26 protein-coding genes and 1 pseudogene are annotated in these 24,836 nt (G+C 32.4%); 7 read left to right on the top strand and 20 right to left on the bottom strand.

Features of this window, described 5'->3' with window-relative positions:
* Nucleotides 1-5: 5 nt before the first annotated feature.
* From AWN65_RS13450 to AWN65_RS13470, 5 genes are read left to right on the top strand one after another with little or no spacing between them, the layout of a single operon-like run.
* Nucleotides 6-527, top strand: coding sequence for a hypothetical protein (locus AWN65_RS13450; protein ID WP_145902571.1), 522 nt, complete (start codon nt 6-8; stop codon nt 525-527).
* Nucleotides 527-1,219, top strand: coding sequence for a hypothetical protein (locus tag AWN65_RS13455; protein ID WP_060383617.1), 693 nt, complete (start codon nt 527-529; stop codon nt 1,217-1,219). The genes AWN65_RS13450 and AWN65_RS13455 overlap by 1 nt, the downstream gene beginning before the upstream one ends.
* A 2-nt stretch (nt 1,220-1,221) precedes the next feature.
* Nucleotides 1,222-1,653, top strand: coding sequence for a GPW/gp25 family protein (locus AWN65_RS13460; protein ID WP_174647507.1), 432 nt, complete (start codon nt 1,222-1,224; stop codon nt 1,651-1,653).
* A gap of 30 nt (nt 1,654-1,683) precedes the next feature.
* Nucleotides 1,684-3,510 carry a type VI secretion system baseplate subunit TssF gene (locus AWN65_RS13465; protein ID WP_060383618.1) on the top strand — a complete coding sequence of 609 codons (1,827 nt, stop codon included), beginning with the start codon at nt 1,684-1,686 and terminating at the stop codon, nt 3,508-3,510.
* 8 nt (nt 3,511-3,518) lie between these two features.
* Nucleotides 3,519-3,722, top strand: coding sequence for a LysM peptidoglycan-binding domain-containing protein (locus AWN65_RS13470; RefSeq protein ID WP_060383619.1), 204 nt, complete (start codon nt 3,519-3,521; stop codon nt 3,720-3,722).
* 103 nt (nt 3,723-3,825) lie between these two features.
* Here the strand turns inward: AWN65_RS13470 and AWN65_RS15300 are convergent, their stop codons facing one another.
* From AWN65_RS15300 to AWN65_RS14660, 11 genes and pseudogenes are all read right to left on the bottom strand, one after another.
* A complete protein-coding gene (locus tag AWN65_RS15300) occupies nt 3,826-4,263 on the bottom strand; it encodes an RHS repeat domain-containing protein (RefSeq protein WP_081078453.1) in 438 nt (145 codons plus the stop codon).
* 362 nt (nt 4,264-4,625) lie between these two features.
* Nucleotides 4,626-5,003, bottom strand: a complete 378-nt coding sequence (locus AWN65_RS13480; RefSeq protein WP_060383620.1) for an immunity 22 family protein — start codon at nt 5,001-5,003, stop codon at nt 4,626-4,628.
* 9 nt (nt 5,004-5,012) lie between these two features.
* On the bottom strand, nt 5,013-5,288 hold the full coding sequence (locus AWN65_RS15305; protein WP_060383621.1) for a hypothetical protein: 276 nt from the start codon (nt 5,286-5,288) through the stop codon (nt 5,013-5,015).
* 129 nt (nt 5,289-5,417) lie between these two features.
* Nucleotides 5,418-5,786: pseudogene (locus AWN65_RS15405) on the bottom strand (RHS repeat domain-containing protein); the annotation flags it as partial.
* A 219-nt stretch (nt 5,787-6,005) separates the two neighbouring features.
* The gene (locus AWN65_RS13490) at nt 6,006-6,587 is read right to left on the bottom strand and encodes a hypothetical protein (RefSeq protein ID WP_060383622.1); all 582 of its coding nucleotides are present in this window, start codon (nt 6,585-6,587) and stop codon (nt 6,006-6,008) included.
* 4 nt (nt 6,588-6,591) lie between these two features.
* Nucleotides 6,592-7,293: an RHS repeat domain-containing protein gene (locus AWN65_RS15385; RefSeq protein ID WP_081078454.1), complete on the bottom strand. Its 702-nt coding sequence runs from the start codon at nt 7,291-7,293 to the stop codon at nt 6,592-6,594.
* A gap of 297 nt (nt 7,294-7,590) precedes the next feature.
* Nucleotides 7,591-8,151, bottom strand: coding sequence for an imm11 family protein (locus AWN65_RS13500; protein ID WP_060383623.1), 561 nt, complete (start codon nt 8,149-8,151; stop codon nt 7,591-7,593).
* Between the two features lie 10 nt (nt 8,152-8,161).
* The gene (locus tag AWN65_RS13505) at nt 8,162-8,671 is read right to left on the bottom strand and encodes an AHH domain-containing protein (RefSeq protein ID WP_060383624.1); all 510 of its coding nucleotides are present in this window, start codon (nt 8,669-8,671) and stop codon (nt 8,162-8,164) included.
* Between the two features lie 992 nt (nt 8,672-9,663).
* Nucleotides 9,664-10,482 carry a tyrosine-type recombinase/integrase gene (locus tag AWN65_RS13515; protein WP_060383626.1) on the bottom strand — a complete coding sequence of 273 codons (819 nt, stop codon included), beginning with the start codon at nt 10,480-10,482 and terminating at the stop codon, nt 9,664-9,666.
* Nucleotides 10,482-11,309, bottom strand: coding sequence for a tyrosine-type recombinase/integrase (locus AWN65_RS13520; protein WP_060383627.1), 828 nt, complete (start codon nt 11,307-11,309; stop codon nt 10,482-10,484). The genes AWN65_RS13515 and AWN65_RS13520 overlap by 1 nt, the downstream gene beginning before the upstream one ends.
* 120 nt (nt 11,310-11,429) lie before the next feature.
* Nucleotides 11,430-13,799, bottom strand: a complete 2,370-nt coding sequence (locus AWN65_RS14660) for a CHC2 zinc finger domain-containing protein (RefSeq protein ID WP_063743522.1) — start codon at nt 13,797-13,799, stop codon at nt 11,430-11,432.
* Between the two features lie 134 nt (nt 13,800-13,933).
* On the opposite strand from AWN65_RS14660, the gene AWN65_RS13530 reads away from it, so the two are divergent.
* The gene (locus AWN65_RS13530; protein WP_060383628.1) at nt 13,934-14,299 is read left to right on the top strand and encodes a helix-turn-helix domain-containing protein; all 366 of its coding nucleotides are present in this window, start codon (nt 13,934-13,936) and stop codon (nt 14,297-14,299) included.
* Nucleotides 14,300-14,455: 156 nt separating this feature from the next.
* On the opposite strand, the gene AWN65_RS13535 is transcribed toward AWN65_RS13530, so the two are convergent.
* The 5 genes from AWN65_RS13535 to AWN65_RS14670 form a co-directional block, all read right to left on the bottom strand.
* The gene (locus tag AWN65_RS13535; protein WP_060383629.1) at nt 14,456-14,737 is read right to left on the bottom strand and encodes a DUF6881 domain-containing protein; all 282 of its coding nucleotides are present in this window, start codon (nt 14,735-14,737) and stop codon (nt 14,456-14,458) included.
* Nucleotides 14,738-14,747: 10 nt separating this feature from the next.
* Entirely contained in the window at nt 14,748-15,272 is a 525-nt protein-coding gene (locus AWN65_RS14665; RefSeq protein WP_081078456.1) for an HYD1 signature containing ADP-ribosyltransferase family protein, read from the bottom strand.
* Nucleotides 15,273-16,264: 992 nt separating this feature from the next.
* Nucleotides 16,265-17,083 carry a tyrosine-type recombinase/integrase gene (locus AWN65_RS13550; protein WP_060383630.1) on the bottom strand — a complete coding sequence of 273 codons (819 nt, stop codon included), beginning with the start codon at nt 17,081-17,083 and terminating at the stop codon, nt 16,265-16,267.
* Nucleotides 17,083-17,910, bottom strand: coding sequence for a tyrosine-type recombinase/integrase (locus AWN65_RS13555; protein WP_060383631.1), 828 nt, complete (start codon nt 17,908-17,910; stop codon nt 17,083-17,085). Before AWN65_RS13555 ends, AWN65_RS13550 begins: the two co-directional genes overlap by 1 nt.
* 121 nt (nt 17,911-18,031) lie before the next feature.
* The gene (locus AWN65_RS14670; RefSeq protein WP_081078457.1) at nt 18,032-20,416 is read right to left on the bottom strand and encodes a CHC2 zinc finger domain-containing protein; all 2,385 of its coding nucleotides are present in this window, start codon (nt 20,414-20,416) and stop codon (nt 18,032-18,034) included.
* Between the two features lie 152 nt (nt 20,417-20,568).
* On the opposite strand from AWN65_RS14670, the gene AWN65_RS13565 reads away from it, so the two are divergent.
* Entirely contained in the window at nt 20,569-20,901 is a 333-nt protein-coding gene (locus tag AWN65_RS13565) for a helix-turn-helix domain-containing protein (RefSeq protein WP_060383632.1), read from the top strand.
* 249 nt (nt 20,902-21,150) lie between these two features.
* Here the strand turns inward: AWN65_RS13565 and AWN65_RS13570 are convergent, their stop codons facing one another.
* The 4 genes from AWN65_RS13570 to AWN65_RS13590 form a co-directional block, all read right to left on the bottom strand.
* Nucleotides 21,151-21,585: a hypothetical protein gene (locus tag AWN65_RS13570; protein WP_060383633.1), complete on the bottom strand. Its 435-nt coding sequence runs from the start codon at nt 21,583-21,585 to the stop codon at nt 21,151-21,153.
* A gap of 8 nt (nt 21,586-21,593) precedes the next feature.
* Entirely contained in the window at nt 21,594-22,136 is a 543-nt protein-coding gene (locus tag AWN65_RS13575) for an HNH/ENDO VII family nuclease (RefSeq protein WP_060383634.1), read from the bottom strand.
* Nucleotides 22,137-23,128: 992 nt separating this feature from the next.
* Nucleotides 23,129-23,947 carry a tyrosine-type recombinase/integrase gene (locus tag AWN65_RS13585; RefSeq protein ID WP_060383630.1) on the bottom strand — a complete coding sequence of 273 codons (819 nt, stop codon included), beginning with the start codon at nt 23,945-23,947 and terminating at the stop codon, nt 23,129-23,131.
* Nucleotides 23,947-24,774 carry a tyrosine-type recombinase/integrase gene (locus AWN65_RS13590; RefSeq protein WP_060383631.1) on the bottom strand — a complete coding sequence of 276 codons (828 nt, stop codon included), beginning with the start codon at nt 24,772-24,774 and terminating at the stop codon, nt 23,947-23,949. Before AWN65_RS13590 ends, AWN65_RS13585 begins: the two co-directional genes overlap by 1 nt.
* Nucleotides 24,775-24,836: the final 62 nt, after the last annotated feature.

Below are 24,836 nucleotides of genomic sequence, written 5' to 3' on the forward strand. Positions count from 1 at the left end.
TAACAATGAATAGTATAAAAAAGTTATCTCTATGTTTTTACATGATAAGTTTTTATTGTGTTGCCCAAAAAAATGTAAAAAGCCCCATAATAGATAGTTGTCAGGTTACTCAAACAAGACAAAAACTAGACGGTCGCTTCTTTGCTAGCCCTAATCCCATACTCTTTATAGTAAATAATAGCAATGGCATATTTACTACATTACAATTTGGAAAACGTAAACGCAAAATATTTATGTATTTCAAAATACATGACAACAGTGTTTGTATTGAAGAAAAAAAGATTTTCGATTTTAACTTTAAAAATGGGGATGTGATACATTTAAAAAATCATTTCCCCATAAATTGTGATGGTATTTTTATTCATCAACTAAATCGAAGAACTTTTAAAAAATTAACAAGCCTAGAATTGAGTAGTATTAAAATTTTTACTGTACACAAAAATTATGAAATTTTAATAAATAAATCTCAAAATACAGAAATTATAAAAGATTTAACTTGTTTAAAAACTTATAAAATAAAGAAATAATGAGTCCAATACCAGAACTTAATTTATCTTTAGGAATGACAGACAATCCAGGTTCTCCTTTTTATGCAGGAAATGGAGAAATAGGACGGGTTTCAAAAACAGACTCAGGGCTTCGAACACACAAAATTTCTTTGACAATATCTGATTTAGAAATCGGAAAAATTACCTTAACAATCAACAAACAAAACGTAGAAATACCTACTTACAAAATGATTGTTAGCGATGACAAAACAAACGAAACAACTGTTTATCAAGTAACAAGAGATATGTTTAGTTTTGTTAAAAAAAATACCAAAAAAGGTATTTTATCTTTCTTTGGATTTAAAAATTTTGACAAAACTTCATTCTTATATGAAAACATCCCATACGAACCTGCAGATGAAATAGAAATACTTCATATTTCAAAATATCGAAACATTTCACACGATAGTTTAATTTATCAATTTAACAATCCTCAAAAAGTATATATTTTTTCTGGCAATATTAATGAAATTACAATTCCAGAAAACAACCCTTATTTTATTATAATAGATAATAATGATGGTAAGAGCTTCATTGGTGACATACTTTATAGAGAAAAATTCCTCAAATTAACTCCTAGAGTTGAATTAAAAATAATTAAAAGAAACAAAATTCCAAAAGAAATGGAAATAAACGAGAATGGAAGTATTCAAAAATTAATTTATCTATAACAATGATTAGAGGTTCATATTTTAAAATACCTATTGATTTTGACGGAATAATAAAAAAACAAGATGCTATAAACATTAGTATTGACACATCAATAGCACAACATATTTTCTTAATAGCAACCACTTCATTTGGAGAGTGCAAATTTAATGATGACTATGGAACCGAAATATGGGAAACAGACTTTGATATTTTAAAAAGTGATAATCTATTAAAAGAAACCATTACAAATACTTTAAAAAAAGCCATCTCAACATACGAAAAAAGGCTTTCTCTAGAAGACGTTACTATAGTTATATCTGATAAAAATATTGGAAACATAAGTCGAAAGAGAATCAAAAAATGTGTTTCTTTTAGCATTAAAGGACAAGTTTTTGAAACCAATAGACCCTTTTTATTCCAAAGCTCGTTTTTTGTCGGCCCCTTATCATATTAATTTTTCTTTTATCATCTAAAATAAAATACTATGAATCAAGAACGCATCAAAGATCGTATTTTAAGAAAAGCATCTAGACTATGGGGCTTTAATGAATTACAAACAGAATCTTCTTTTGACCCCATTGTTGGATTATTACTAACTGCTTGTGCTTCAGAATTAGAAAAATTAAATACTGATCTAGAAGATTCTAGATCAAGAATAATTGAAAGAGTATTAGACCTTATGTTTCCCGAAGAAGTATCAGGCGTAACTCCTTCTAGTGCTGTTGTACAATTGTTCCCTACAGAAAACAATATCAAAATATCAAAATACAATCAGTTTAAAGGAACTAAAAAAATCACCAATATTTATAATCCTACTGAAATTATACACAAAGATGTCTTTTTTGGCCCTACAATAGAAACTACATTAACTACCGCTAAAGTAGAATATTTAGCCTATGGAAATTCTTTAAAAAAAATTGATAATTTCTTTTTTAACGATATTATCAATACTTCCGATAACTTCATACCAAAAGGAGAATTATGGATAGGATTAAAATGCACTGATACTGAAAATATTATCAATCCAACATTTTATGTAAACATTAACAATAGTTATCAAAAAGATCTATTCTTCTACTACTTACGACAAGCTAAAATATACTTCGGAAATCAAGAGTTCTCTTTTAATGAAGGATATAACGCCACCGAAGAAGCCTTCAATTTTGAAAATATTGTTCGTAAAAATTATTCTAATCTAGACCAAATAAATAATAGAATAAATAATTTTTATCTACCTAATTTTTTTACCTTAAATGGCACTATTAATCATACTGAAAAAACCGATGTAGATACATTGTTTCAACATTATTTTACAGGTCATAAGTTAGAACACGATAAGTCTATTATATGGCTACGAGTTGAATTAACCGAAACAATAGGGAATGACGTTCTAGAAAATGTATCCATAAACCTCAACTGTTTACCCGTAGTAAACAAAAGGATTTCAAGAGCGTCTCATAGAGTTACAGGTGCTCTAAACATAGTTCCCGTAGATTCCGATGAATTTTTCTTAGACCTAGATTATGTTTCAAATGACGAAGGCTATCGTTACGATTTAAGAAATTACAATGATAATAAATCCGGAACCGTTACACTCAGACACGGAGGCGTTTCTCGTTTTGACCAAAGAAGAGCATCCGATCTCTTACAACAACTCCTAGAACTTATTAAAGATGAAACGGCTTCTTTTATGAGCATAGGAAACGACGCAACCAGAGAAACTCTAAAACAAATTAACCAAAATGTTGCCGCTTTATATCAACTATCCAAAGAAAAAGATTTTGAAAAACCCAATAACCCCTACCTAACCGTTAATGCTACATCTAAAGACGAAGGTGGTTTCTTTTGTAATATAGCCTTTTGGACAACTCTAGGAGATGAAGCAAATGATATCAAAATTGGTACCGTTTTATCCTTAGAAGAAGCAGGAACTATGCTCTTAGAAAAAAACATCATGTTAGTAACTCCAACCGTTGGTGGAAGAAAAGGACTGTCTACTAAAGATAAAATACTCGAATACAGAAACTCCTTACTAACCCGCGGAAGAATTGTAACAATAGCTGACATTAAAGCATATGGTCTAAACCACTTTAAAAATACAATTACAAAGATTGAAGTAAAAAAAGGAACCAAAAAAGAAAGCTCTACAAAAGAAGGTTTTGCCAGAACAATAGATATCTATCTATATAAAAACACAGAAATAACAGAAGTCATGAAAGAATCTGAATGGCACTATTTATGCGATAGCTTTTTAATTAATCTTAAAAAAGCATCCTCAAATGTGTACCCTTATACCCTAAACACCATCTAAATTAATTCATGAGTTTTACTTGGCGCACATATAAAGTCAAAAAAGACGACACTCTACAATCAGTGGCAAAGGAATTGGGTATTAGCATAGAAACTCTAAAATGGCATCATAATAACTATTGTCCTCATGAACTGCTATTCCTACGATCTTTTTATAAAAAGATCGTAGGAATAGCAGGGAGTAACAAAAAAAGAAAATCAACTACAATCTAAAGTAAATTGAAGTTAATTTTCTTTTATAATTTCTATCGTTTAAAAATCACTTTTTTGTAATATTCTTATTATCAAATACTTCCCTTATAAGGGACTCTTTTTTCTAAAAAGATCGTAGAAGTAGCAGTGAACGAGGTATAACGTGATGATTTTGGTAACCGTCAATTTTCGGCATATTATTATAGCTCCAGCCGTTACTAGGCATTGGCATAAGTCCAAACGGGTCAAAATGTGTATTGTTATCTACTACATACCCATAAAAAGTTGGGTTATTTCCCGCTAATCCAATCGGGTCTTGACTTATGTAAGTTCCTGTTTCTGGATTATAATACCTAAATCGGTTATATGCTAACTCAATATCGTGATCATAATATTGTCCTTGATATAAGAACGGAATCAAGTTTTGATCTCCTTCTATTTTACGTGTCTTTCCGTAAATATCAAGTTCTCTTTCCCAAATTAATTTTCCGTTACTATTATAAGCTTGTACAGGAGTTCCTAAATAATCATTTATGATGCTATAAACTTCCTCTCCTAAAATCTTTGCCCTTGGGTTGTAATTATTCGTATCATATACCCACGTAACTAGATTATTAACCTTTTCTTTTTGACTAAAAAAAACTTCTCCTAGATTATTAACAGAAGTTTCATGTTCTTCTCCTTTTTGGTAATCCCACTCATGTAAAAGAACGTTTCCATCCTAAAAAGAGGAAACAACGAACAGTTTTTTAGCCTGTTCGTTGTTTGGTATTTTTAATTTATTATTTCATAACTCTCTTTATAAGGGACTCTTTTTATAAAAAGATCGTAGAAATAGCAGGCTTTTATTCATTAATTAAAAGTTTCAAGAAACTCTCGAAAATGAGAACTTTTAGTTTTTAGTGTAGAACAAAATTAAGTAAATTAGTCAAGCATAAATTCACCAATGTATTTTAAATCATTATAATCTTTATCAAATTTAGGTGTTTCAATTTCTCCTGAATACCAATAAACAGCATTAACTGTATTCAAACCCAAGTCATTACATTTTTTTACTACTGTTTCTTTTTCTGATGAATTAATAGGAACTTCTTCTAATATTTCAAAAATATCAGTATTCTTTGGAAATTTTAAATATCCAATAAAATCTTCATCATACCATTTTTTACCTATATCTAAACAAAAACCGCATATTTTTTTATTTTCATTTTCTGAGTAATCTAATTTAAAATAATCATTGAACTCTTGTTCTGTTTTAGTACTGTTTCCTAACCAAAGGAAAATTTTATCTAAATAATCCATAATTATAATTTATTTACAACTTAATTTCATATGTGCTTTATGATGTCTTGCAATAATTTTTTTCGCTTCACGTTTGGAGGTAGCTCCTTTCAAATCTTTTATTAGTTTATTATGAAAATGTCTACCTGCTCTACTACCGTGATGAGCCCCATCAGGTAAGACATTACCAGCCGAATCAGTAACACCAGTAAAAGTTATTCTATCTGTGTCAACAGTCATCTTTTTTATTTCTTCAGCTGTAAAACCTAATTCTTTAGCTTTAGTTGCTTGAGATACAGGAAACATTTCGTGTTTACCACCTGGTTTTCTTAATGCCTCTGAAACGGCATCTTTGTTATTAGCAATATCTTGAACAGAAGCATTATTAAACCATTCATTAAAACCTCCTTTAGGCCAAGGATTTAATCCTAATACATCTGCTTGTGTATTACTATCACTTACATACCCATAAAAAGTTGGATTATTTCCAAGTAAACCAATAGGGTCTTGAGAAATATAATTCCCAATACTACAATCATAATATCGAAACCTGTTGTAATAAAGACCTTCTAATTCGGGGTCTTCATACTGTCCGAGTTGTCTAAAAGGAATAAAGTCTGGGGTTAGATTAATAGGCGAGCTAAAATTGCGTAAACCTCCGTAAATATCATAGTCTGTGCTCCATATTAAAGAGCCCTTTTCGTTATAACATTGTAGGGGTCTGCCTATATAATCAGAAATTATACTAAATTGTTCTTCTCCTTGTATTTTAGCACTAGGTACAAAGCTATTTTCTTGGTAAATCCAAGTAACTAAATCCTCTACGGTTTCTTTTTGACTTAGATAAACTTCTCCTAGATCGTTAACAGAAGTTTCTGCCTCTTGCCCTTTTAGATATGTCCACTGGTGTAAAAGAACGTTTCCATCCTAAAAAGATGAAACAACGAACAGACTAAAAAACTGTTCGTTGTTTGGTATTATTAAAATTTTAGAAAACTCACAAAGTATTATTGATATACTTTTTTAATATGTAGATAGGTTAAAAACATACTTATCATCTTCTCTAGGATCTTTATAACCTATAAATTGCTCTACTTTTTTAAACTCGAATGAATAACCATAATTAGCTTCTGGATATTCAAGCGCACTTTTTCTTTTATAACCTATTATGTTTACTAAATATTTTCCATTTTCAATATTGAATTTGAATGATTTGAATAAAGTAACTCCATCAAGTGTTTGATAAGAAATACTTTCATTGATAGAATTTGTAAATTGTTCTAAATTAAAGTTCAATAAACTTCCAAAGGATCCAATCCAATATGCTCCATCATTTACATTAAGGTTAAAATCTTCATATCTAAATTCTTCTTGCCATTCGTTATTAAGAGGGATGTTATTAATAATATATTTAGTTGATTCTATTGGTAAAATAGGAATCCAAATCCCCTCTTCTAATGATTTTAGATATAATTCATGATTTTTTTGAAAAACTTCTAATACTTTTTTACTTTTTATTTTATTCTCTTTAAAAAAACTCAATAATTTGTCTATTGACATTATATATATGCCATAATCTGTGATAGTTAATTTTTTTTCTAACATATAATTATTTACAAGGTATTTTTTTGTTTTTATATAATTCTTTTAATTTATCCAAAGCTTCTCTAGGTGTCATATTTTCAAATAAAATATCGTCTGTTCCAGGTATTTTCATATATCCTTTTACATCAATGTCTTTATAGGCTTTAGCTCCTTTGTCAAAAAAATCGTCTACTGTTCCAGTAAACTTAGAACCATGATAAGGAACTCCTTCATTGATAAGATTTGTGTGCATCTCTCCGTGTAAAGTAGCTGTATTAATACCATTATTAGGATACCAAGCTATAGAATTTGTTTGTGCTAATTCAGTAATGTCTAATTTTTTTGCTACAGATCTTGGCATAAGATGGTGTCCCATTCCACTACCTAATAAATCTGAATACCACCCGAATTTATCAATTTGTATATTTGAATTTTTCACATAAGCATATAATTCGTTTCCACCCAAGAGTCCAATCGGGTCTTGACTTATGTAAGTTCCTGTTTCTGGATTATAATACCTAAATCGGTTATATGCTAACTCAATATCGTGATCATAATATTGTCCTTGATATAAGAACGGAATCAAGTTTTGATCTCCTTCTATTTTACGTGTCTTTCCGTAAATATCAAGTTCTCTTTCCCAAATTAATTTTCCGTTACTATTATAAGCTTGTACAGGAGTTCCTAAATAATCATTTATGATGCTATAAACTTCCTCTCCTAAAATCTTTGCGCTTGGGTTGTAATTATTCCTATCATATACCCACGTAACTAGATTATTAACCTTTTCTTTTTGACTTAAAAAAACTTCTCCTAGATTATTAACAGAAGTTTCATGTTCTTCTCCTTTTTGGTAATCCCACTCATGTAAAAGAACGTTTCCATCCTAAAAAGAGGAAACAACGAACAGTTTTTTAGCCTGTTCGTTGTTTGGTGTTTTTAATTTATTATTTCATAACTCTCTTTATAAGGGACTCTTTTTATAAAAAGATCGTAGAAATAGCAGGCCTATTTTTGTTTAATACTAAATATCAGTATAAATTGTATGTCCTTCTTCTACAAACTCAACACCTTTTAAACCTGCTTCTTCGCATCTCTTTTTAAATTCTTCATTTACAATAATGTAAGATTTGTGTTCTTCCATTCTTACAATTGATTTTTCACCTAAAGAATTTGGTATATAATACGCCTTTTGAATTGTGTAAAAATCATCTTCATCAACTTCATAAGTAGATTTTTCTTTATCCAAAACTTCTGCTTTATTTAATATATTGAGGATATAAAAATTTTTATTCTCATTTTTATTCTTATCAATTATAATAGTATTAATAAATTGAATTTCTTCTTTGTTACAGATATTTTCCAAAAGTATTTTAAATTTAGCACTTATTAGAGGTGCATCAAAAGTTGGTAAAATATCATAATCATTTAAATAAATATCGATTTTGTCAATATTATATATTAATAAATCATTACTTTCAATTGCTTTACAATTTACAAGGTCAAACCTATGAATTTTATTTAATTCAATATTATAAACAAAATACACATCTCTTTTATAAAAATCTGATAACTGATAATACATAATTAATATTTTAATGACATTTAATTCTACCTTCTCGTAATCCTTTTCTTGTTTTCGACCTTAGTTTTTCGATTTCAGCTTTATATCTTGCTTGATCCCAACCTTGCGCCATACCTTTTCTATCTATTCTGTCTAATTCAGCCCTTATATCTGCATTATATGCTTTATGTTGTTTGTTCCAACCATTATGTTGGCTTCTTGTAGGATGTCCACCTGCATCTTTTGGTAAGTAAATAAGATTACTAGGTTTATCAACATCAAAACCTGCTGCTTTTATAGCTGGATGATTAGCCATTGAGCGAGGTATAACGTGATGATTTTGGTAACCGTCTATTTTCGGCATATTATTATAGCTCCAGCCGTTACTAGGCATTGGCATAAGTCCAAACGGGTCAAAATGTGTATTATTATCTGCTACGTATCCATAAAAAGTCGGGTTATTTCCTTCCAGTCCAATAGGATCTTGAGAGAGATAATACTGCACCACTTTTTGCCCCTCTACAACACACTTTTGAGCCATCGACAGACATCCTTTTGACTCTCGTGGGTACAAGTTCAAAGGTATCAGCAATAGGATTAAAAGCAGTTTTAGCAGTTTCATTATTTCAAAAATAGCTTATTTTTTATTTCATCTGAAAAAAAAAGATTGTTTTTTGATCGATTAAACAAGGCAGATACAAAACTAACTTTGAGTGTTTGCCTTTGGTTTACAGGTGCTTTAGTGTTGTGGTGCTTGTTTTTTTAAACGATTGCTGGGCGATTCATTTGATTTGGAACGATTAACATCCTAAAGCAATCGTTTAAAAAAATGAGCCCTGCGGAGTTTACGGAGCAGTTAACCACTAATCTTACCACGTCTTACCTTTTTAAATTTTTGTGATAAAAACCAAACAAAGATGCGAGGCTAGAAGTCCGTAAGGCGAACTAGACGAGGATTTTGTGCAGGTTTTTGAACAAATAATTTAAAAATGCAAACTCTTGCGAAGCTCCTATTTTCGGGCGGGAGCGTTGGAGAGGGGCTATTTTACATAAATGCCAGTTATAGCTTTCAAGGCGAAGCGAACCCGCAGGGCTTGAACTATAACTGCCAATTATGTAAATATAGCTTTGGGGCGGTTTGAGCCTTGGCAAGCGGTTGTTTTTTTGGTTGGGGAAAGCAAGCGAGTAAAAAAAGGCTTTTTTGTGTGCGAGGGGTTGGGAAAACAAAAAGCCTTTTTTTACTGGCATTGCAGGGGTGGGAAAAACAACGGCTGTGAGGGTGGGGAAAAAACCGCCGGAGCGTTGGGGAGCGTTGGACGGGCGGGTGAAAATACTTGGTGCGAAGCACACCGCTTTTTATATAAAAACAACCAACTAAAATAATTAGTCGGTTGTTTAAGAGGTTTGTTGTTGCAATAGTTCTTTTTCTGCTTTTTCCCTGGTGTTTTGGAGGTTTTCTAAGATAAGTCTTAATTATGACTTTGGCTAAGGATTTGCACCGTTAATAGGCGTTTAGATTTGTTTACCTAAAGTTTATTGTAGTGGATGCAAAAGGTTGATTTTTGCTTTTAGTTCTTCGAACTGGGTAGTTTTATATTGTTGGGTTGTACCGCTTATTTTGTGTCCTGCAAAGACTTGTACTACTCTTACATCGTGCTGTATTAATAAGTTTTTAATGACGCTTTGTCTTATTTTGAGCGGTGTAATTTGTTTTTCTTTTGTTCGAGATTTATTGAGGTATTCGCCAATGTCATTGGTATTGTAGGCTTTGTTGGTTCTTGTGGTAAATAAATAATCTTCTGGCTTTTTTTCTTTGAGGTATTCTATATAATTGATGTATTCTGTACAGAGATAGATTTGATAGGCTTTTAAGGGTAGGGTTCTGTTTTTTAGGGTGATTTCTGCTTTTTCTAGATTGATGTCTTTTACTTTGATGGCTATCAGTTCGCTAGTGGTTAGGGCTTGTTCTATAAGTAAACTCACCATTAGTTTTTTATGTTTGGGGGTTTGTTGGTAATATTCTTCTAATTGTTTGATGGTGTATAAATTTTGGGTTTTTATGGTTTTGTCTATTTTATCTATTAAAATGAGTTTTTTGATAGGATGATCTTTTCTTATTCCACTGTATTGTAAATATCTGTAATATACTTTGATGCTATGAAGATGATTGGCTATGGTTCTGTATTTTTTGTTGCTTTCTCTAAGGATTTTAAGGTAACGTAATATGTCATTTAATGTAGCTTTTTCGTGATTAATGGTGTGCTCTTGGTACTTCTTGATGCAACAGTATAAACTTTTATGATTGGATGGACTAAAGTTGTTTTGGATATATTCTTTTAGAGTCATCATCATTATAATTTTTTGAGTTGGTATTTACTTATTCTTGTATAAATTTCGGTAGTTTCCATTTGGGAGTGTCCTAAAAATGCTTGTACTTGTGGGAGCTGTACGCCGTTCTCCAGTAGATGTGTGGCGATGGAATGACGCAAACCGTGCAGGGTTATTTTTGCTTTTACACTGGCTTTTATGGCTAGTTTTTTTAGGATCATTAAAGCGGTGTATCTTTTTAGTGGGGTGCCTGCTTTGTTGTATAAAATGTGTTGATTTTTTATTGTGGTGTATTTTATGGTTTCTAAATAATTGATTAGGTCCTGGTTTATTTTTTCACTTACTGGGATGACTCTGTATTTGTTGTTTTTGCCTTTTTGAACTGTTACTGTTTTTTGTTGAGTATCGATGTCTTTTACCGTGATTTGTTCCATTTCGAAGGCTCGAAGCCCACAGCCATAGCACAGATGTAAAATGATAGTTTGTTGTAAGTTGGCTTTTGTATAGAGTTGTTTTATTTCTTCTTGGGTGAGTATTTCTCTTTCTGCTTTTGTAGCTTTGGGGAGCTGGAGTTCATAGTAATTAAATGGATTTTTTTTAATGAGTTTTTCTCTTTCTAAGTAACTAAAATAATGTTCTATACTTCTATAATATCCCTGTATGGTGTGAGTATTTAATGCCTTTTGTTGATAATGATTTACGTATTTTTTTAGATCTGAAGGTTTGACTTGTTGGAGTTCTTTTTGAGTGATTCTTATAAAATGGTGGATGTTTCTTATTCGTTGTTCGACAGATAATTTATGGTAACCTAGTATGAGTAATTCTTCTTTATACGATGCTTTATGTATCATTGTCCTACACTGTTTTTTAAAATGATGCGCCGATTACTTTTATTTCTTGTTTTACAGTACTTTACACTTATTTTATCGGCTCATTATAGGTATATTCTAAGCTCACTTTAGACTCATTTATTACTCTTTTAACTTGTCTAACATTACTTGTAATTGTTCTTCGCTCAATGTTTTAAAGTTGTCCCAATGGGCTATTTTGTATTGATTGCCTTTGCCCATTTTACCAATTTTTGATAAATATTCACAAGATACTAAATCGGTTAAATATCGGTTTATTTGTGCTTTGCTTAGCGTGTAATGGTCTTTAATGTCGAAGCGTGTAAATTTTACATCTTCTTTTTTCTTGTCTTCTTTTTTAGCCTTTTTTTCTGCAAACTTTTTTAAGGATTCGTAAAAGGTTCTGACTTTCCCCTCCAGTTCATCCATTTTTAATATAATGCTGTTTTTCATTAATAATAAACCATTGATTACGTCTTCTTTTTCGGCGATTAATTGCCCTTGTGGGGTTTTGTTTCGTTGGTATTGATTCAGTAGTACTATTTGATTGATTACCCCCATTACTATATCGTGCATTCGGGTGGGTTTGTGAACATTCTCGGGCAGTTCCACCAGATTTGCATACGGGTTTATGACTTCATAGACTTGTAATAATTTGATACATTCTCTTAAAAATAGCCTTATTTGTTCTTGTTCTTGTTTGTTGATTTCGCCTTGATAGACTTTGTTTTTATATTCAATGATTCGTTTGGTTTGTTCCTTGGATTCATCGACCGATAACACTATAATTCTACTCATATTATCCTCGTAGAGTTCGCCTTTGGTGGTGGCTGATAGACTGGCAAAAGATACTTCTACCTCTTTTATTTTACCGTCGGCATTGCCTTTTTTGTCTTTGATAGAAGTCGAGGAGGACAATTTTTTATTAGAGATCATTTCACGCACTGCCAGTAAAGCTTCTTCTTTTAGTCCGTCTAAATCTTCAAAAACAATAAGCTTATACATAAATTCTCCATTTTTATAATTGTACAAACTGCTTTCTGTAACCCTAGTTAAATAAATCACATCTTCGGGGGGTATGAGTAAGGCTATTTGTTTGATGGTGTGTGTTTTGCCACTTCCAGAACTTCCTTGATAGAGTACGTGTAAATTATAATTCATTTTATAGGTAGTTGCCGTTACATATTGCAATAGCCTGTTATCTTCTTCTCCTACAATGCCTATTTTTCCTAGTAAGTCGTTAGTATTGTGTAGTAAATTAGGGGTTTTTAAAAAGTCGAGGGGTTTTGTGTTTTTAGCCACAGATTTTAAGGATTTTACTATTGCCTTTTCATATAAGATTGCTTTGCTTTGTTCCTCGCAACTCCTCGCAAGGACAGCCTTTCTTTTCTCCAATAGTTCCATAAAAATTTCTTTTTCATAAGCGACTAAAAGGCTGTTGATGTCCTCATTTTCGGGCGTTTCAACTCGGGTAAGCCCCCTAACCCCCAAAGGGGGAATAAGAGCGAGTAATTCCTTTGCGTATTTTGCTATCGCCGTGCGACCTGCTTTGTCTCCGTCAAAGAAAAATATTACTTCTTCTAATTCTTTTAGGTTTTTGATGGCTTCTAGGTGTTCTGGTGTTAAGCCGTTTGTACCATAGCACGCTAAAAGGCTATAATTATTTGTGATTTCGGGAATGTGTAAAAGGCTGGCACAATCGATAATAGCTTCGGTTAAAATGAGTTTTTTGGTTTCGGGGTTTGGATAATGGGGGAATAATCCTTTTGATTCTTTTAAGTAAAAATGTTTGTAGTTTTTAGTATCGTCGGCTATACGATAATATAAGCCTGTGATTTGATTGGCTTGGTTTCTAAGAGCAAAGACAATGGATTTTAAACCAAATACATTATAAGCCTTTTCGCCTGTTTTAGATAATATATTTGATTCTGATAGTAAACCAAATTCTAACCCCTGGGCGATTACTTCTTTTCGAGCTTCTGCTGGATTGGCTTCGTTTTCAAAGCGTCCTGCGTGATGGAACTGCCCCGAATTAAAACCGACTAAGCCTCTTTTTTCTAGTAATGAAAGTAGATTTCTGCTTTGTAAATAGTCTCTTGCTGGTTGACTTAAATACACTGATTTTATAAAGGTTTCGTATAGTTTTTCTAAAAATTCAATTCGTTTTTCTTGATCCATTGGTTTTGTGGTTATGGGTTGATGTTTTATTTCGGGTGGATTTCCTGCAAGTGCTATACATTTTAAAAGGGCTTCGTGTTTTGAGAAAGCCTGTCCGCCTGTGGCGGATTCAAAGTCCTGGACAAATTGGATTTGGTCGCCTTTTGCTCCGCAAGCGTGGCATTTGTAAAAATCTTTTTGCAAATTGACTTGTAATGAAGCTGTTTTGTCATCGTGAAAAGGACAGCACAACATTTTGTTTTTGTTTGGTTGTAAGTTGTAATGCTGGAGTACTTGGCTTAAACTTAAAGTTTGTTTGATGTCTTGGATGTCCATAAATAAAGGCTTTAAAAAATTTGTGTTTAATTTCACAACAACAAAAATAAAATAAAGTTTTTATTATAACAACTTAATTGTTTTTAAAATTACAACTATTTGCAAATAGTGTTTGTTTTCAATACTTTTGTAGTATGAGTCTAGCTGATAACATAAAAAATATAAGAGAGCAGAAAAATTTCAAGCAAATTGAAGTCGCTAACTATATTGGTGTAGATAAATCTGCTTATTCTAAAATAGAAAAAGGAACTAGAAGCCTAGCTGTTGAAGAGATTGAAAAAATGGCACAACTTTTCAATATGACAATTGACCAAATAATACATTATGATGGTTCAATACCTAAAGAGGTAATTTTAGAAGATAAAACAGAGTTAGAGCAAATAAGACTAATACAACAGCTTGAAGATGAAGACAAGCAAACAATATTTAAACTAGTTGAGAAGATGCTCACTAACAAAAAATTCAAAGACTTTTTCAATAAAAACGTAGCTACTTTATAATAAAAAAGCCGTCAAAAATGACAGCTTTTTTACTTTTATAATTTCTATCGTTTAAAAATCACTTTTTTGTAATATTCTTATTATCAAATACTTCCCTTATAAGGGACTCTTTTTTCTAAAAAGATCGTAGAAGTAGCAGGGGAAAGATAAAATATTCTAAATATTTTTATCCCAAATTTCATAAAACATATCTTTACTCATTTCTATACCCTTTAAAATTTCATTGTCATCAGAATTATTATAATCTTCTATATCATTAAATTTTATTGGTGATAAAAAAGTTCCATTTTCGATGTTTTCAGTAGCATAATTTATTCTCCCATCTGTATAAAATTCCATTTTTTTTATTTCTTCACCTAAAGTATTAACTTCTAAAATATACAAATAAGGGTACTCCTCATTATTTTTATGAATCCATTCTATCTTATAATATCTCATAATTGTTAAATTAACCACAATTCAATTTACCACTATCAACTATTCTATTACTAATATCAAGATTTTGATCGCCTAATATTACAAAAACATCTTTACGATTAAGCCCTTGATGAATTTCTAAACCACTTACATCTATAGCAATGTAATGAGTGAATAAATGTGGATTAGGAACTCTTACAAATGATGCAGCAAGTTGTTTTGAATTTTTTGTTCCTGGAACAATATTTGAAAAATATTGACCATCACCAAGTCTGGCATCTTTAGGATTTAAAGCTTTTATAGAAGGAAAAATTTCTTTACTTTCCAATATTCCTTCATATCCTTTTGCATTTGTATAATGATATAAAGTAGTGCCTTTTGGAGCTGTGCCTAAGTTGACAGTTGGTTCTAATTCAAGTCCAAACGGGTCAACCCACGAATTAGAATCGTGTACATACGCATAGAAAGTCGGGTTATTTCCTTCCAGTCCAATAGGATCTTGAGAGAGATAATACTGCACCACTTTTTGCCCCTCTACAACACACTTTTGAGCCATCGACAGACATCCTTTTGACTCTCGTGGGTACAAGTTCAAAGGTATCAGCAATAGGATTAAAAGCAGTTTTAGCAGTTTCATTATTTCAAAAATAGCTTATTTTTTATTTCATCTGAAAAAAAAAGATTGTTTTTTGATCGATTAAACAAGGCAGATACAAAACTAACTTTGAGTGTTTGCCTTTGGTTTACAGGTGCTTTAGTGTTGTGGTGCTTGTTTTTTTAAACGATTGCTGGGCGATTCATTTGATTTGGAACGATTAACATCCTAAAGCAATCGTTTAAAAAAACGAGCCCTGCGGAGTTTACGGAGCAGTTAACCACTAATCTTACCACGTCTTACCTTTTTAAATTTTTGTGATAAAAACCAAACAAAGATGCGAGGCTAGAAGTCCGTAAGGCGAACTAGACGAGGATTTTGTGCAGGTTTTTGAACAAATAATTTAAAAATGCAAACTCTTGCGAAGCTCCTATTTTCGGGCGGGAGCGTTGGAGAGGGGCTATTTTACATAAATGCCAGTTATAGCTTTCAAGGCGAAGCGAACCCGCAGGGCTTGAACTATAACTGCCAATTATGTAAATATAGCTTTGGGGCGGTTTGAGCCTTGGCAAGCGGTTGTTTTTTTGGTTGGGGAAAGCAAGCGAGTAAAAAAAGGCTTTTTTGTGTGCGAGGGGTTGGGAAAACAAAAAGCCTTTTTTTACTGGCATTGCAGGGGTGGGAAAAACAACGGCTGTGAGGGTGGGGAAAAAACCGCCGGAGCGTTGGGGAGCGTTGGACGGGCGGGTGAAAATACTTGGTGCGAAGCACACCGCTTTTTATATAAAAACAACCAACTAAAATAATTAGTCGGTTGTTTAAGAGGTTTGTTGTTGCAATAGTTCTTTTTCTGCTTTTTCCCTGGTGTTTTGGAGGTTCTCTAAGATAAGTCTTAATTATGACTTTGGCTAAGGATTTGCACCGTTAATAGGCGTTTAGATTTGTTTACCTAAAGTTTATTGTAGTGGATGCAAAAGGTTGATTTTTGCTTTTAGTTCTTCGAACTGGGTAGTTTTATATTGTTGGGTTGTACCGCTTATTTTGTGTCCTGCAAAGACTTGTACTACTCTTACATCGTGCTGTATTAATAAGTTTTTAATGACGCTTTGTCTTATTTTGAGCGGTGTAATTTGTTTTTCTTTTGTTCGAGATTTATTGAGGTATTCGCCAATGTCATTGGTATTGTAGGCTTTGTTGGTTCTTGTGGTAAATAAATAATCTTCTGGCTTTTTTTCTTTGAGGTATTCTATGTAATTGATGTATTCTGTGCAAAGATAGACTTGATGGGCTTTTAGGGCTAAGGTTCTGCTTTTTAGAGTGATTTCTGCTTTTTCTAGATTAATATCTTTTACTTTAATGTTAACGAGTTCGCTAGTGGTCAGGGCTTGTTCTATGAGTAAACTCACCATTAGTTTTTTATGTTTGGGGGTTTGTTGGTAATATTCTTCTAATTGTTTGGTGGTGCATAGATTTTGGGTTTTTATGGTTTTGTCTATTTTATCTATTAAAATGAGTTTTTTGATAGGATGATCTTTTCTAATTCCAGTAAATTGTAAATATCTATAATATACTTTGATGCTGTGGAGATGATTGGCTATGGTTCTGTATTTTTTGTCACTTTCTCTAAGGATTTTAAGGTAACGTAATATGTCATTTAATGTAGCTTTTTCGTGATTAATGGTGTGCTGTTGGTACTTCTTGATGCAACAGTATAAACTTTTATGATTGGATGGACTAAAGTGGTTTTGGATATATTCTTTTAAAGTCATCATCATTATAATTTTTTGAGTTGGTATTTACTTATTCTTGTATAAATTTCGGTAGTTTCCATTTGGGAGTGTCCTAAAAATGCTTGTACTTGTGGGAGCTGTACGCCGTTTTCTAGTAGATGTGTGGCGATGGAATGACGCAGACCGTGCAGGGTTATTTTTGCTTTTACACTGGCTTTTAGGGCTAGTCTTTTTAGCATTATTAAAGCGGTGTATCTTTTTAATCTAGTTCCTGCTTTGTTGTATAAAATGGGTTGATTTTTCATTGTGGTGTATTTTATGGTTTCTAAATAATTGATTAGGTCCTGGTTTATTTTTTCACTTACTGGGATGACTCTGTATTTGTTGTTTTTGCCTTTTTGAACTGTTACTGTTTTTTGTATGGTATCGATGTCTTTTACCGTGATTTGTTCCATTTCGAAGGCTCGAAGCCCACAGCCATAGCACAGATGTAAAATGATAGTTTGTTGTAAGTTGGCTTTTGTATAGAGTTGTTTTATTTCTTCTTGGGTGAGTATTTCTCTTTCTGCTTTTGTAGCTTTGGGGAGTTGAAGCTCATAATAATTAAATGGATTTTTTTTAATGAGTTTTTCTCTTTCTAAGTAACTAAAATAATGTTCTATACTTCTATAATATCCCTGTATGGTGTGAGTATTTAATGCCTTTTGTTGATAATAATTAACGTATTTTTTTAGATCCGAAGGTTTGACTTGTTGGAGTTCTTTTTGAGTGATTCTTATAAAATGGTGGATGTTTCTTATTCGTTGTTCGACTGATAATTTATGGTAACCTAGTATGAGTAATTCTTCTTTATACGATGCTTTATGTATCATTGTCCTACACTGTTTTTTAAAATGATGCGCCGATTACTTTTATTCCTTGTTTTACAGTACTTTACACTTATTTTATCGGCTCATTATAGGTATATTCTAGGCTCACTTTAGACTCATTTTACTACTCTTTTAACTTACCTAACATTGTTTGTAATTGTTCTTCGCTCAATGTTTTAAAGTTGTCCCAATGGGCTATTTTGTATTGATTGCCTTTGCCCATTTTACCAATTTTTGATAAATATTCACAAGATACTAAATCAGTTAAATATCGGTTTATTTGCGCTTTACTTAGTGTATAATGGTCTTTAATGTCGAAGCGTGTAAATTTTACATCTTCTTTTTTCTTGTCTTCTTTTTTAGCCTTTTTTTCTGCAAACTTTTTTAAGGATTCGTAAAAGGTTCTGACTTTCCCCTCCAGTTCATCCATTTTTAATATAATACTGTTTTTCATTAATAATAAACCATTGATTACGTCTTCTTTCTCTGCGATTAATTGCCCTTGTGGGGTTTTGTTTCTTTGATACTGATTCAGTAGTACTATTTGATTGATTACCCCCATTACTATATCGTGCATTCGGGTGGGTTTGTGTACATTCTCGGGCAGTTCCACGAGGTTTGCATAAGGGTTTATCACTTCATAGACTTGTAATAATTTGATACATTCTCTTAAAAATAGCCTTATTTGTTCTTGCTCTTGTTTGTTGATTTCGCCTTGATAGACTTTGTTTTTATACTCAATGATTCGTTTGGTTTGTTCCTTGGATTCATCGACTGATAACACTATAATTCTACTCATATTATCCTCGTAGAGTTCGCCTTTGGTGGTGGCTGATAAACTGGCAAAAGATACTTCTACCTCTTTTATTTTACCGTCGGCATTGCCTTTTTTGTCTTTGATAGAAGTGGAGGACGATAATTTTTTATTAGAGATCATTTCACGCACTGCCATTAAAGCCTCTTCTTTTAGTCCGTCCATATCCTCAAAAACTACCAACTTATACATAAACTCTCCATTTTTATAATTGTACAAACTACTTTCTGTAACTCGGGTTAAGTAAATGACATCTTCGGGCGGTATGAGTGATGCTATTTGTTTGATGGTGTGAGTTTTGCCACTTCCTGAACTTCCTTGATATAATACGTGTAAATTGTAATTCATTTTATAGGTAGTTGCCGTTACATATTGCAATAGCCTGTTATCTTCTTCCCCTACAATGCCTATTTTTCCTAGTAAGTCGTTAGTATTGTGTAGTAAATTAGGGGTTTTTAAAAAGTCGAGGGGTTTTGTGTTTTTAGCCACAGATTTTAAGGATTTTACTATTGCCTTTTCATATAAGATTGCTTTGCTTTGTTCCTCGCAACTCCTCGCAATGACAGCCTTTCTTTTCTCCAATAGTTCCATAAAAATTTCTTTTTCATAAGCGACTAAAAGGCTGTTTACATCCTCATTTTCGGGGGTTTCAACTCGGGTAAGCCCCCTAACCCCCAAAGGGGGAATAAGAGCGAGTAATTCCTTTGCGTATTTTGCTATCGCTGTGCTTCCTGCTTTGTCTCCGTCAAAGAAAAATATAATTTCCTCCAGTTCTTTTAGGTTTTTGATGGCTTCTAAATGTTCTGGAGTTAAGCCGTTTGTACCATAGCATGCAAGAGCCCCCCAACCCCCAAAGGGGGAGTTAGGGTCGTTGAGTATCGTCAATAAACTAGCACAATCGATGATGGCTTCGGTTAAAATGAGTTTTTTGGTTTCGGGTTTTGGATAATTTGGATATAAGCCCTGACGGTTTTTTAAATAAAAATGTTTGCCGTTTTTTTCGTCTATGCTTCTTAAATAATAGCTTACGATTTGATTTTTGTTATTTCGCAATGGAAAAGCAATACTTTTATTGGCAAAGACTTGATAGGTTACTGCTTCGCCTGTTTGATTGTTCATTCTATTTAAAGGGGTTAGCATCCCTACTTCTAAAGCGTCTTGTATCATTTCCTTTTTTGCTTGTTCGGGGTTTGGTTCGTTTTCAAAACGTCCTGCGTGGTGGAACTGCCCCGAATTAAAACCGACTAATCCTCTTTTTTCTAGTAATGCGGTTAAGTTTCTGCTTTCTAAATACTCTTTTGCTGGCGGACTCATATACACCGCTTTTGTAAAAGTGTCGAAGATTTTTTCTAAAAATTCAATTCGTTTTTCTTGATCCATTGGTTTTGTGATTATTGGTTTGTTTTTTATTTCGGGTGGATTCCCTGCAAGTGCTGTACATTTTATAAGGGCTTCGTGTTTTGAGAAAGCCTGTCCGCCTGTGGCGGATTCAAAGTCCTGGACAAATTGGATTTGGTCGCCTTTTGCTCCGCAAGCGTGGCATTTGTAAAAATCTTTTTGCAAATTGACTTGTAATGAAGCTGTTTTGTCATCGTGAAAAGGACAGCACAACATTTTGTTTTTGTTTGGTTGTAAGTTGTAATGCTGGAGTACTTGGCTTAAACTTAAAGTTTGTTTGATGTCGTTGATTTGCATTTTTTAGATTGTTGAAAAAAGTTTTAACATACATATATGTCGCAAATCTATAAAATTTGTATAACACAACCAAACATTAGTTATTTTTTTACTACATTTTTTAATTATATATTTGCTAAATACTTGCATTTACTGTATTAAATCATACAAATATGACTTTTGGAGAACGACTAACATTAGTAAGAAAGAAAAAAAATATGTCTCAATTAGACGTAGGTAAAAAAGTTGGTATAAATGGAGATGCTTATGGGAGATATGAAAGAAATGAAGTAAAACCAACTATCGAAATGGCTGTTAAAATATCTCAAGCATTAGAAGTAAGTTTGGACTTTTTAACTGGAAATTCAGACATAGAACTCGACAAAGCAACTCTTGACAGAGTACAAGAAATAACAAAGCTATCAGACAAAGACAAAGATTATATTTTTGTTACTCTTGATGCTTTAATACGAGATTTTAAAAATAAACAAGCATACATGAGATAATAATTTTAACTATTTTTCATATTTACATTTTTATTAAAACAATAAAAGCCGTCAAAAATGACAGCTTTTTTACTTTTATAATTTCTATCGTTTAAAAATCACTTTTCTGTAATATTCTTATTCTCAAACACTTCCCTTATAAGGAACTCTTTTTTCTAAAAAGATCGTAGAAGTAGCAGAGCAAGAAGTAAACTACAAACTATTTTAAAATAAAAAGCTGTCAATCGACAGCTTTTTATTTTTATAAATTTAATTAAGTTTAAAAAAGTATTCTAAAAATTCATTAAACGTATTCCATTTTTTATCATAATAATCATCATTTGATAATTGTTTCATATTTTTTGCTTCTATTAATTTTACACTATCATCCTCAATATTATATAGTAAATAATCGTCTAGCTCTAAATTATATAAAGAAAAATATTTAGAATTTAAATTATCTTGATTTCTTAAATGTTGTGTAATACTATTTTCAAAGTCGATTAAATCATTAGCTACATCCATTATAAAACCTTCTTTTCCTGAATATTCATCACTATATTTAATCATAAAGTCCAAAAAACTTGAATTTATTTCATCATTAAAACCTAATTTTTTTAGATTTTGCTCGTGCTTAATTTGAAACTCTTTAGAAGTCAAATCGGCATTTTTCTTTAAATACTTTAAAATTTTTTCCGATAACATAAAATTGATTATTTACATTTGATTTTTGCTTTTCTACTTGCTTTTTCAGCTTTTGCTCTATTTCTCCAATATGCCCCTCTATCAGTATCAAAAGCATCCCTATCAACTGGAAAATGTGGGTGTTGACCAGTACCATCAACCTTATATGGATGTAAAGCATTTGATCTATCAAATTGCTTATGCATTGAATCAGACACCTCAAATAATGGACCTTGAGCATTTTGTTTAGAATGATGAAGATTAATAGATCTACCATCATTTCCAAGTGGGGCAACCCCTTTTGATGCTCTTTGTAAATTTGTTCTTCCTTTATCATCTATTTTATCCCAATCAATATTTTGCTGATATACTGTATAAGTGTTCCCAGTTCCTGAAGATGGAGCAGTCCATTGAATAGGATTAAACATATTCAATCCAAACGGGTCAACCCACGAATTAGAATCGTGTACATACGCATAAAACGTTGGGTTATTTCCCGCCAGTCCAATCGGGTCTTGAGAGAGATAATACTGCACCACTTTTTGCCCCTCTACAACACACTTTTGAGCCATCGACAGACATCCTTTTGACTCTCGTGGGTACAAGTTCAAAGGTATCAGCAATAGGATTAAAAGCAGTTTTAGCAGTTTCATTATTTCAAAAATAGCTTATTTTTTATTTCATCTGAAAAAAAAAGATTGTTTTTTGATCGATTAAACAAGGCAGATACAAAACTAACTTTGAGTGTTTGCCTTTGGTTTACAGGTGCTTTAGTGTTGTGGTGCTTGTTTTTTTAAACGATTGCTGGGCGATTCATTTGATTTGGAACGATTAACATCCTAAAGCAATCGTTTAAAAAAACGAGCCCTGCGGAGTTTACGGAGCAGTTAACCACTAATCTTACCACGTCTTACCTTTTTAAATTTTTGTGATAAAAACCAAACAAAGATGCGAGGCTAGAAGTCCGTAAGGCGAACTAGACGAGGATTTTGTGCAGGTTTTTGAACAAATAATTTAAAAATGCAAACTCTTGCGAAGCTCCTATTTTCGGGCGGGAGCGTTGGAGAGGGGCTATTTTACATAAATGCCAGTTATAGCTTTCAAGGCGAAGCGAACCCGCAGGGCTTGAACTATAACTGCCAATTATGTAAATATAGCTTTGGGGCGGTTTGAGCCTTGGCAAGCGGTTGTTTTTTTGGTTGGGGAAAGCAAGCGAGTAAAAAAAGGCTTTTTTGTGTGCGAGGGGTTGGGAAAACAAAAAGCCTTTTTTTACTGGCATTGCAGGGGTGGGAAAAACAACGGCTGTGAGGGTGGGGAAAAAACCGCCGGAGCGTTGGGGAGCGTTGGACGGGCGGGTGAAAATACTTGGTGCGAAGCACACCGCTTTTTATATAAAAACAACCAACTAAAATAATTAGTCGGTTGTTTAAGAGGTTTGTTGTTGCAATAGTTCTTTTTCTGCTTTTTCCCTGGTGTTTTGGAGGTTCTCTAAGATAAGTCTTAATTATGACTTTGGCTAAGGATTTGCACCGTTAATAGGCGTTTAGATTTGTTTACCTAAAGTTTATTGTAGTGGATGCAAAAGGTTGATTTTTGCTTTTAGTTCTTCGAACTGGGTAGTTTTATATTGTTGGGTTGTACCGCTTATTTTGTGTCCTGCAAAGACTTGTACTACTCTTACATCGTGCTGTATTAATAAGTTTTTAATGACGCTTTGTCTTATTTTGAGCGGTGTAATTTGTTTTTCTTTTGTTCGAGATTTATTGAGGTATTCGCCAATGTCATTGGTATTGTAGGCTTTGTTGGTTCTTGTGGTAAATAAATAATCTTCTGGCTTTTTTTCTTTGAGGTATTCTATGTAATTGATGTATTCTGTGCAAAGATAGACTTGATGGGCTTTTAGGGCTAAGGTTCTGCTTTTTAGAGTGATTTCTGCTTTTTCTAGATTAATATCTTTTACTTTAATGTTAACGAGTTCGCTAGTGGTCAGGGCTTGTTCTATGAGTAAACTCACCATTAGTTTTTTATGTTTGGGGGTTTGTTGGTAATATTCTTCTAATTGTTTGGTGGTGCATAGATTTTGGGTTTTTATGGTTTTGTCTATTTTATCTATTAAAATGAGTTTTTTGATAGGATGATCTTTTCTAATTCCAGTAAATTGTAAATATCTATAATATACTTTGATGCTGTGGAGATGATTGGCTATGGTTCTGTATTTTTTGTCACTTTCTCTAAGGATTTTAAGGTAACGTAATATGTCATTTAATGTAGCTTTTTCGTGATTAATGGTGTGCTGTTGGTACTTCTTGATGCAACAGTATAAACTTTTATGATTGGATGGACTAAAGTGGTTTTGGATATATTCTTTTAAAGTCATCATCATTATAATTTTTTGAGTTGGTATTTACTTATTCTTGTATAAATTTCGGTAGTTTCCATTTGGGAGTGTCCTAAAAATGCTTGTACTTGTGGGAGCTGTACGCCGTTTTCTAGTAGATGTGTGGCGATGGAATGACGCAGACCGTGCAGGGTTATTTTTGCTTTTACACTGGCTTTTAGGGCTAGTCTTTTTAGCATTATTAAAGCGGTGTATCTTTTTAATCTAGTTCCTGCTTTGTTGTATAAAATGGGTTGATTTTTCATTGTGGTGTATTTTATGGTTTCTAAATAATTGATTAGGTCCTGGTTTATTTTTTCACTTACTGGGATGACTCTGTATTTGTTGTTTTTGCCTTTTTGAACTGTTACTGTTTTTTGTATGGTATCGATGTCTTTTACCGTGATTTGTTCCATTTCGAAGGCTCGAAGCCCACAGCCATAGCACAGATGTAAAATGATAGTTTGTTGTAAGTTGGCTTTTGTATAGAGTTGTTTTATTTCTTCTTGGGTGAGTATTTCTCTTTCTGCTTTTGTAGCTTTGGGGAGTTGAAGCTCATAATAATTAAATGGATTTTTTTTAATGAGTTTTTCTCTTTCTAAGTAACTAAAATAATGTTCTATACTTCTATAATATCCCTGTATGGTGTGAGTATTTAATGCCTTTTGTTGATAATAATTAACGTATTTTTTTAGATCCGAAGGTTTGACTTGTTGGAGTTCTTTTTGAGTGATTCTTATAAAATGGTGGATGTTTCTTATTCGTTGTTCGACTGATAATTTATGGTAACCTAGTATGAGTAATTCTTCTTTATACGATGCTTTATGTATCATTGTCCTACACTGTTTTTTAAAATGATGCGCCGATTACTTTTATTCCTTGTTTTACAGTACTT

The organism is Flavobacterium covae, from assembly GCF_001534645.1.
In the GTDB taxonomy this organism is placed as follows: domain Bacteria; phylum Bacteroidota; class Bacteroidia; order Flavobacteriales; family Flavobacteriaceae; genus Flavobacterium; species Flavobacterium covae.

Excerpts from the sequence above, each read along its gene's own strand:
- AWN65_RS13575 (WP_060383634.1), bottom strand. The coding sequence starts at position 22,136 with ATGGCTCAAAAGTGTGTTGTAGAGGGGCAAAAAGTGGTGCAGTATTAT.
- AWN65_RS15305 (WP_060383621.1), bottom strand. The coding sequence starts at position 5,288 with ATGTTTCCTGTATCTCAAGCAACTAAAGCTAAAGAATTAGGTTTTACA.
- AWN65_RS14665 (WP_081078456.1), bottom strand. The coding sequence starts at position 15,272 with ATGGCTCAAAAGTGTGTTGTAGAGGGGCAAAAAGTGGTGCAGTATTAT.
- AWN65_RS13550 (WP_060383630.1), bottom strand. The coding sequence starts at position 17,083 with ATGATGATGACTTTAAAAGAATATATCCAAAACCACTTTAGTCCATCC.
- AWN65_RS13590 (WP_060383631.1), bottom strand. The coding sequence starts at position 24,774 with ATGATACATAAAGCATCGTATAAAGAAGAATTACTCATACTAGGTTAC.
- AWN65_RS13530 (WP_060383628.1), top strand. The coding sequence starts at position 13,934 with ATGAGTCTAGCTGATAACATAAAAAATATAAGAGAGCAGAAAAATTTC.
- AWN65_RS13570 (WP_060383633.1), bottom strand. The coding sequence starts at position 21,585 with ATGTTATCGGAAAAAATTTTAAAGTATTTAAAGAAAAATGCCGATTTG.
- AWN65_RS13520 (WP_060383627.1), bottom strand. The coding sequence starts at position 11,309 with ATGATACATAAAGCATCGTATAAAGAAGAATTACTCATACTAGGTTAC.
- AWN65_RS13490 (WP_060383622.1), bottom strand. The coding sequence starts at position 6,587 with ATGTTAGAAAAAAAATTAACTATCACAGATTATGGCATATATATAATG.
- AWN65_RS13455 (WP_060383617.1), top strand. The coding sequence starts at position 527 with ATGAGTCCAATACCAGAACTTAATTTATCTTTAGGAATGACAGACAAT.
- AWN65_RS13500 (WP_060383623.1), bottom strand. The coding sequence starts at position 8,151 with ATGTATTATCAGTTATCAGATTTTTATAAAAGAGATGTGTATTTTGTT.
- AWN65_RS13555 (WP_060383631.1), bottom strand. The coding sequence starts at position 17,910 with ATGATACATAAAGCATCGTATAAAGAAGAATTACTCATACTAGGTTAC.
- AWN65_RS13450 (WP_145902571.1), top strand. The coding sequence starts at position 6 with ATGAATAGTATAAAAAAGTTATCTCTATGTTTTTACATGATAAGTTTT.
- AWN65_RS13460 (WP_174647507.1), top strand. The coding sequence starts at position 1,222 with ATGATTAGAGGTTCATATTTTAAAATACCTATTGATTTTGACGGAATA.
- AWN65_RS13465 (WP_060383618.1), top strand. The coding sequence starts at position 1,684 with ATGAATCAAGAACGCATCAAAGATCGTATTTTAAGAAAAGCATCTAGA.
- AWN65_RS13480 (WP_060383620.1), bottom strand. The coding sequence starts at position 5,003 with ATGGATTATTTAGATAAAATTTTCCTTTGGTTAGGAAACAGTACTAAA.
- AWN65_RS13470 (WP_060383619.1), top strand. The coding sequence starts at position 3,519 with ATGAGTTTTACTTGGCGCACATATAAAGTCAAAAAAGACGACACTCTA.
- AWN65_RS13515 (WP_060383626.1), bottom strand. The coding sequence starts at position 10,482 with ATGATGATGACTCTAAAAGAATATATCCAAAACAACTTTAGTCCATCC.
- AWN65_RS14660 (WP_063743522.1), bottom strand. The coding sequence starts at position 13,799 with ATGGACATCCAAGACATCAAACAAACTTTAAGTTTAAGCCAAGTACTC.
- AWN65_RS13535 (WP_060383629.1), bottom strand. The coding sequence starts at position 14,737 with ATGAGATATTATAAGATAGAATGGATTCATAAAAATAATGAGGAGTAC.
- AWN65_RS13505 (WP_060383624.1), bottom strand. The coding sequence starts at position 8,671 with ATGGCTCAAAAGTGTGTTGTAGAGGGGCAAAAAGTGGTGCAGTATTAT.
- AWN65_RS13565 (WP_060383632.1), top strand. The coding sequence starts at position 20,569 with ATGACTTTTGGAGAACGACTAACATTAGTAAGAAAGAAAAAAAATATG.
- AWN65_RS13585 (WP_060383630.1), bottom strand. The coding sequence starts at position 23,947 with ATGATGATGACTTTAAAAGAATATATCCAAAACCACTTTAGTCCATCC.
- AWN65_RS14670 (WP_081078457.1), bottom strand. The coding sequence starts at position 20,416 with ATGCAAATCAACGACATCAAACAAACTTTAAGTTTAAGCCAAGTACTC.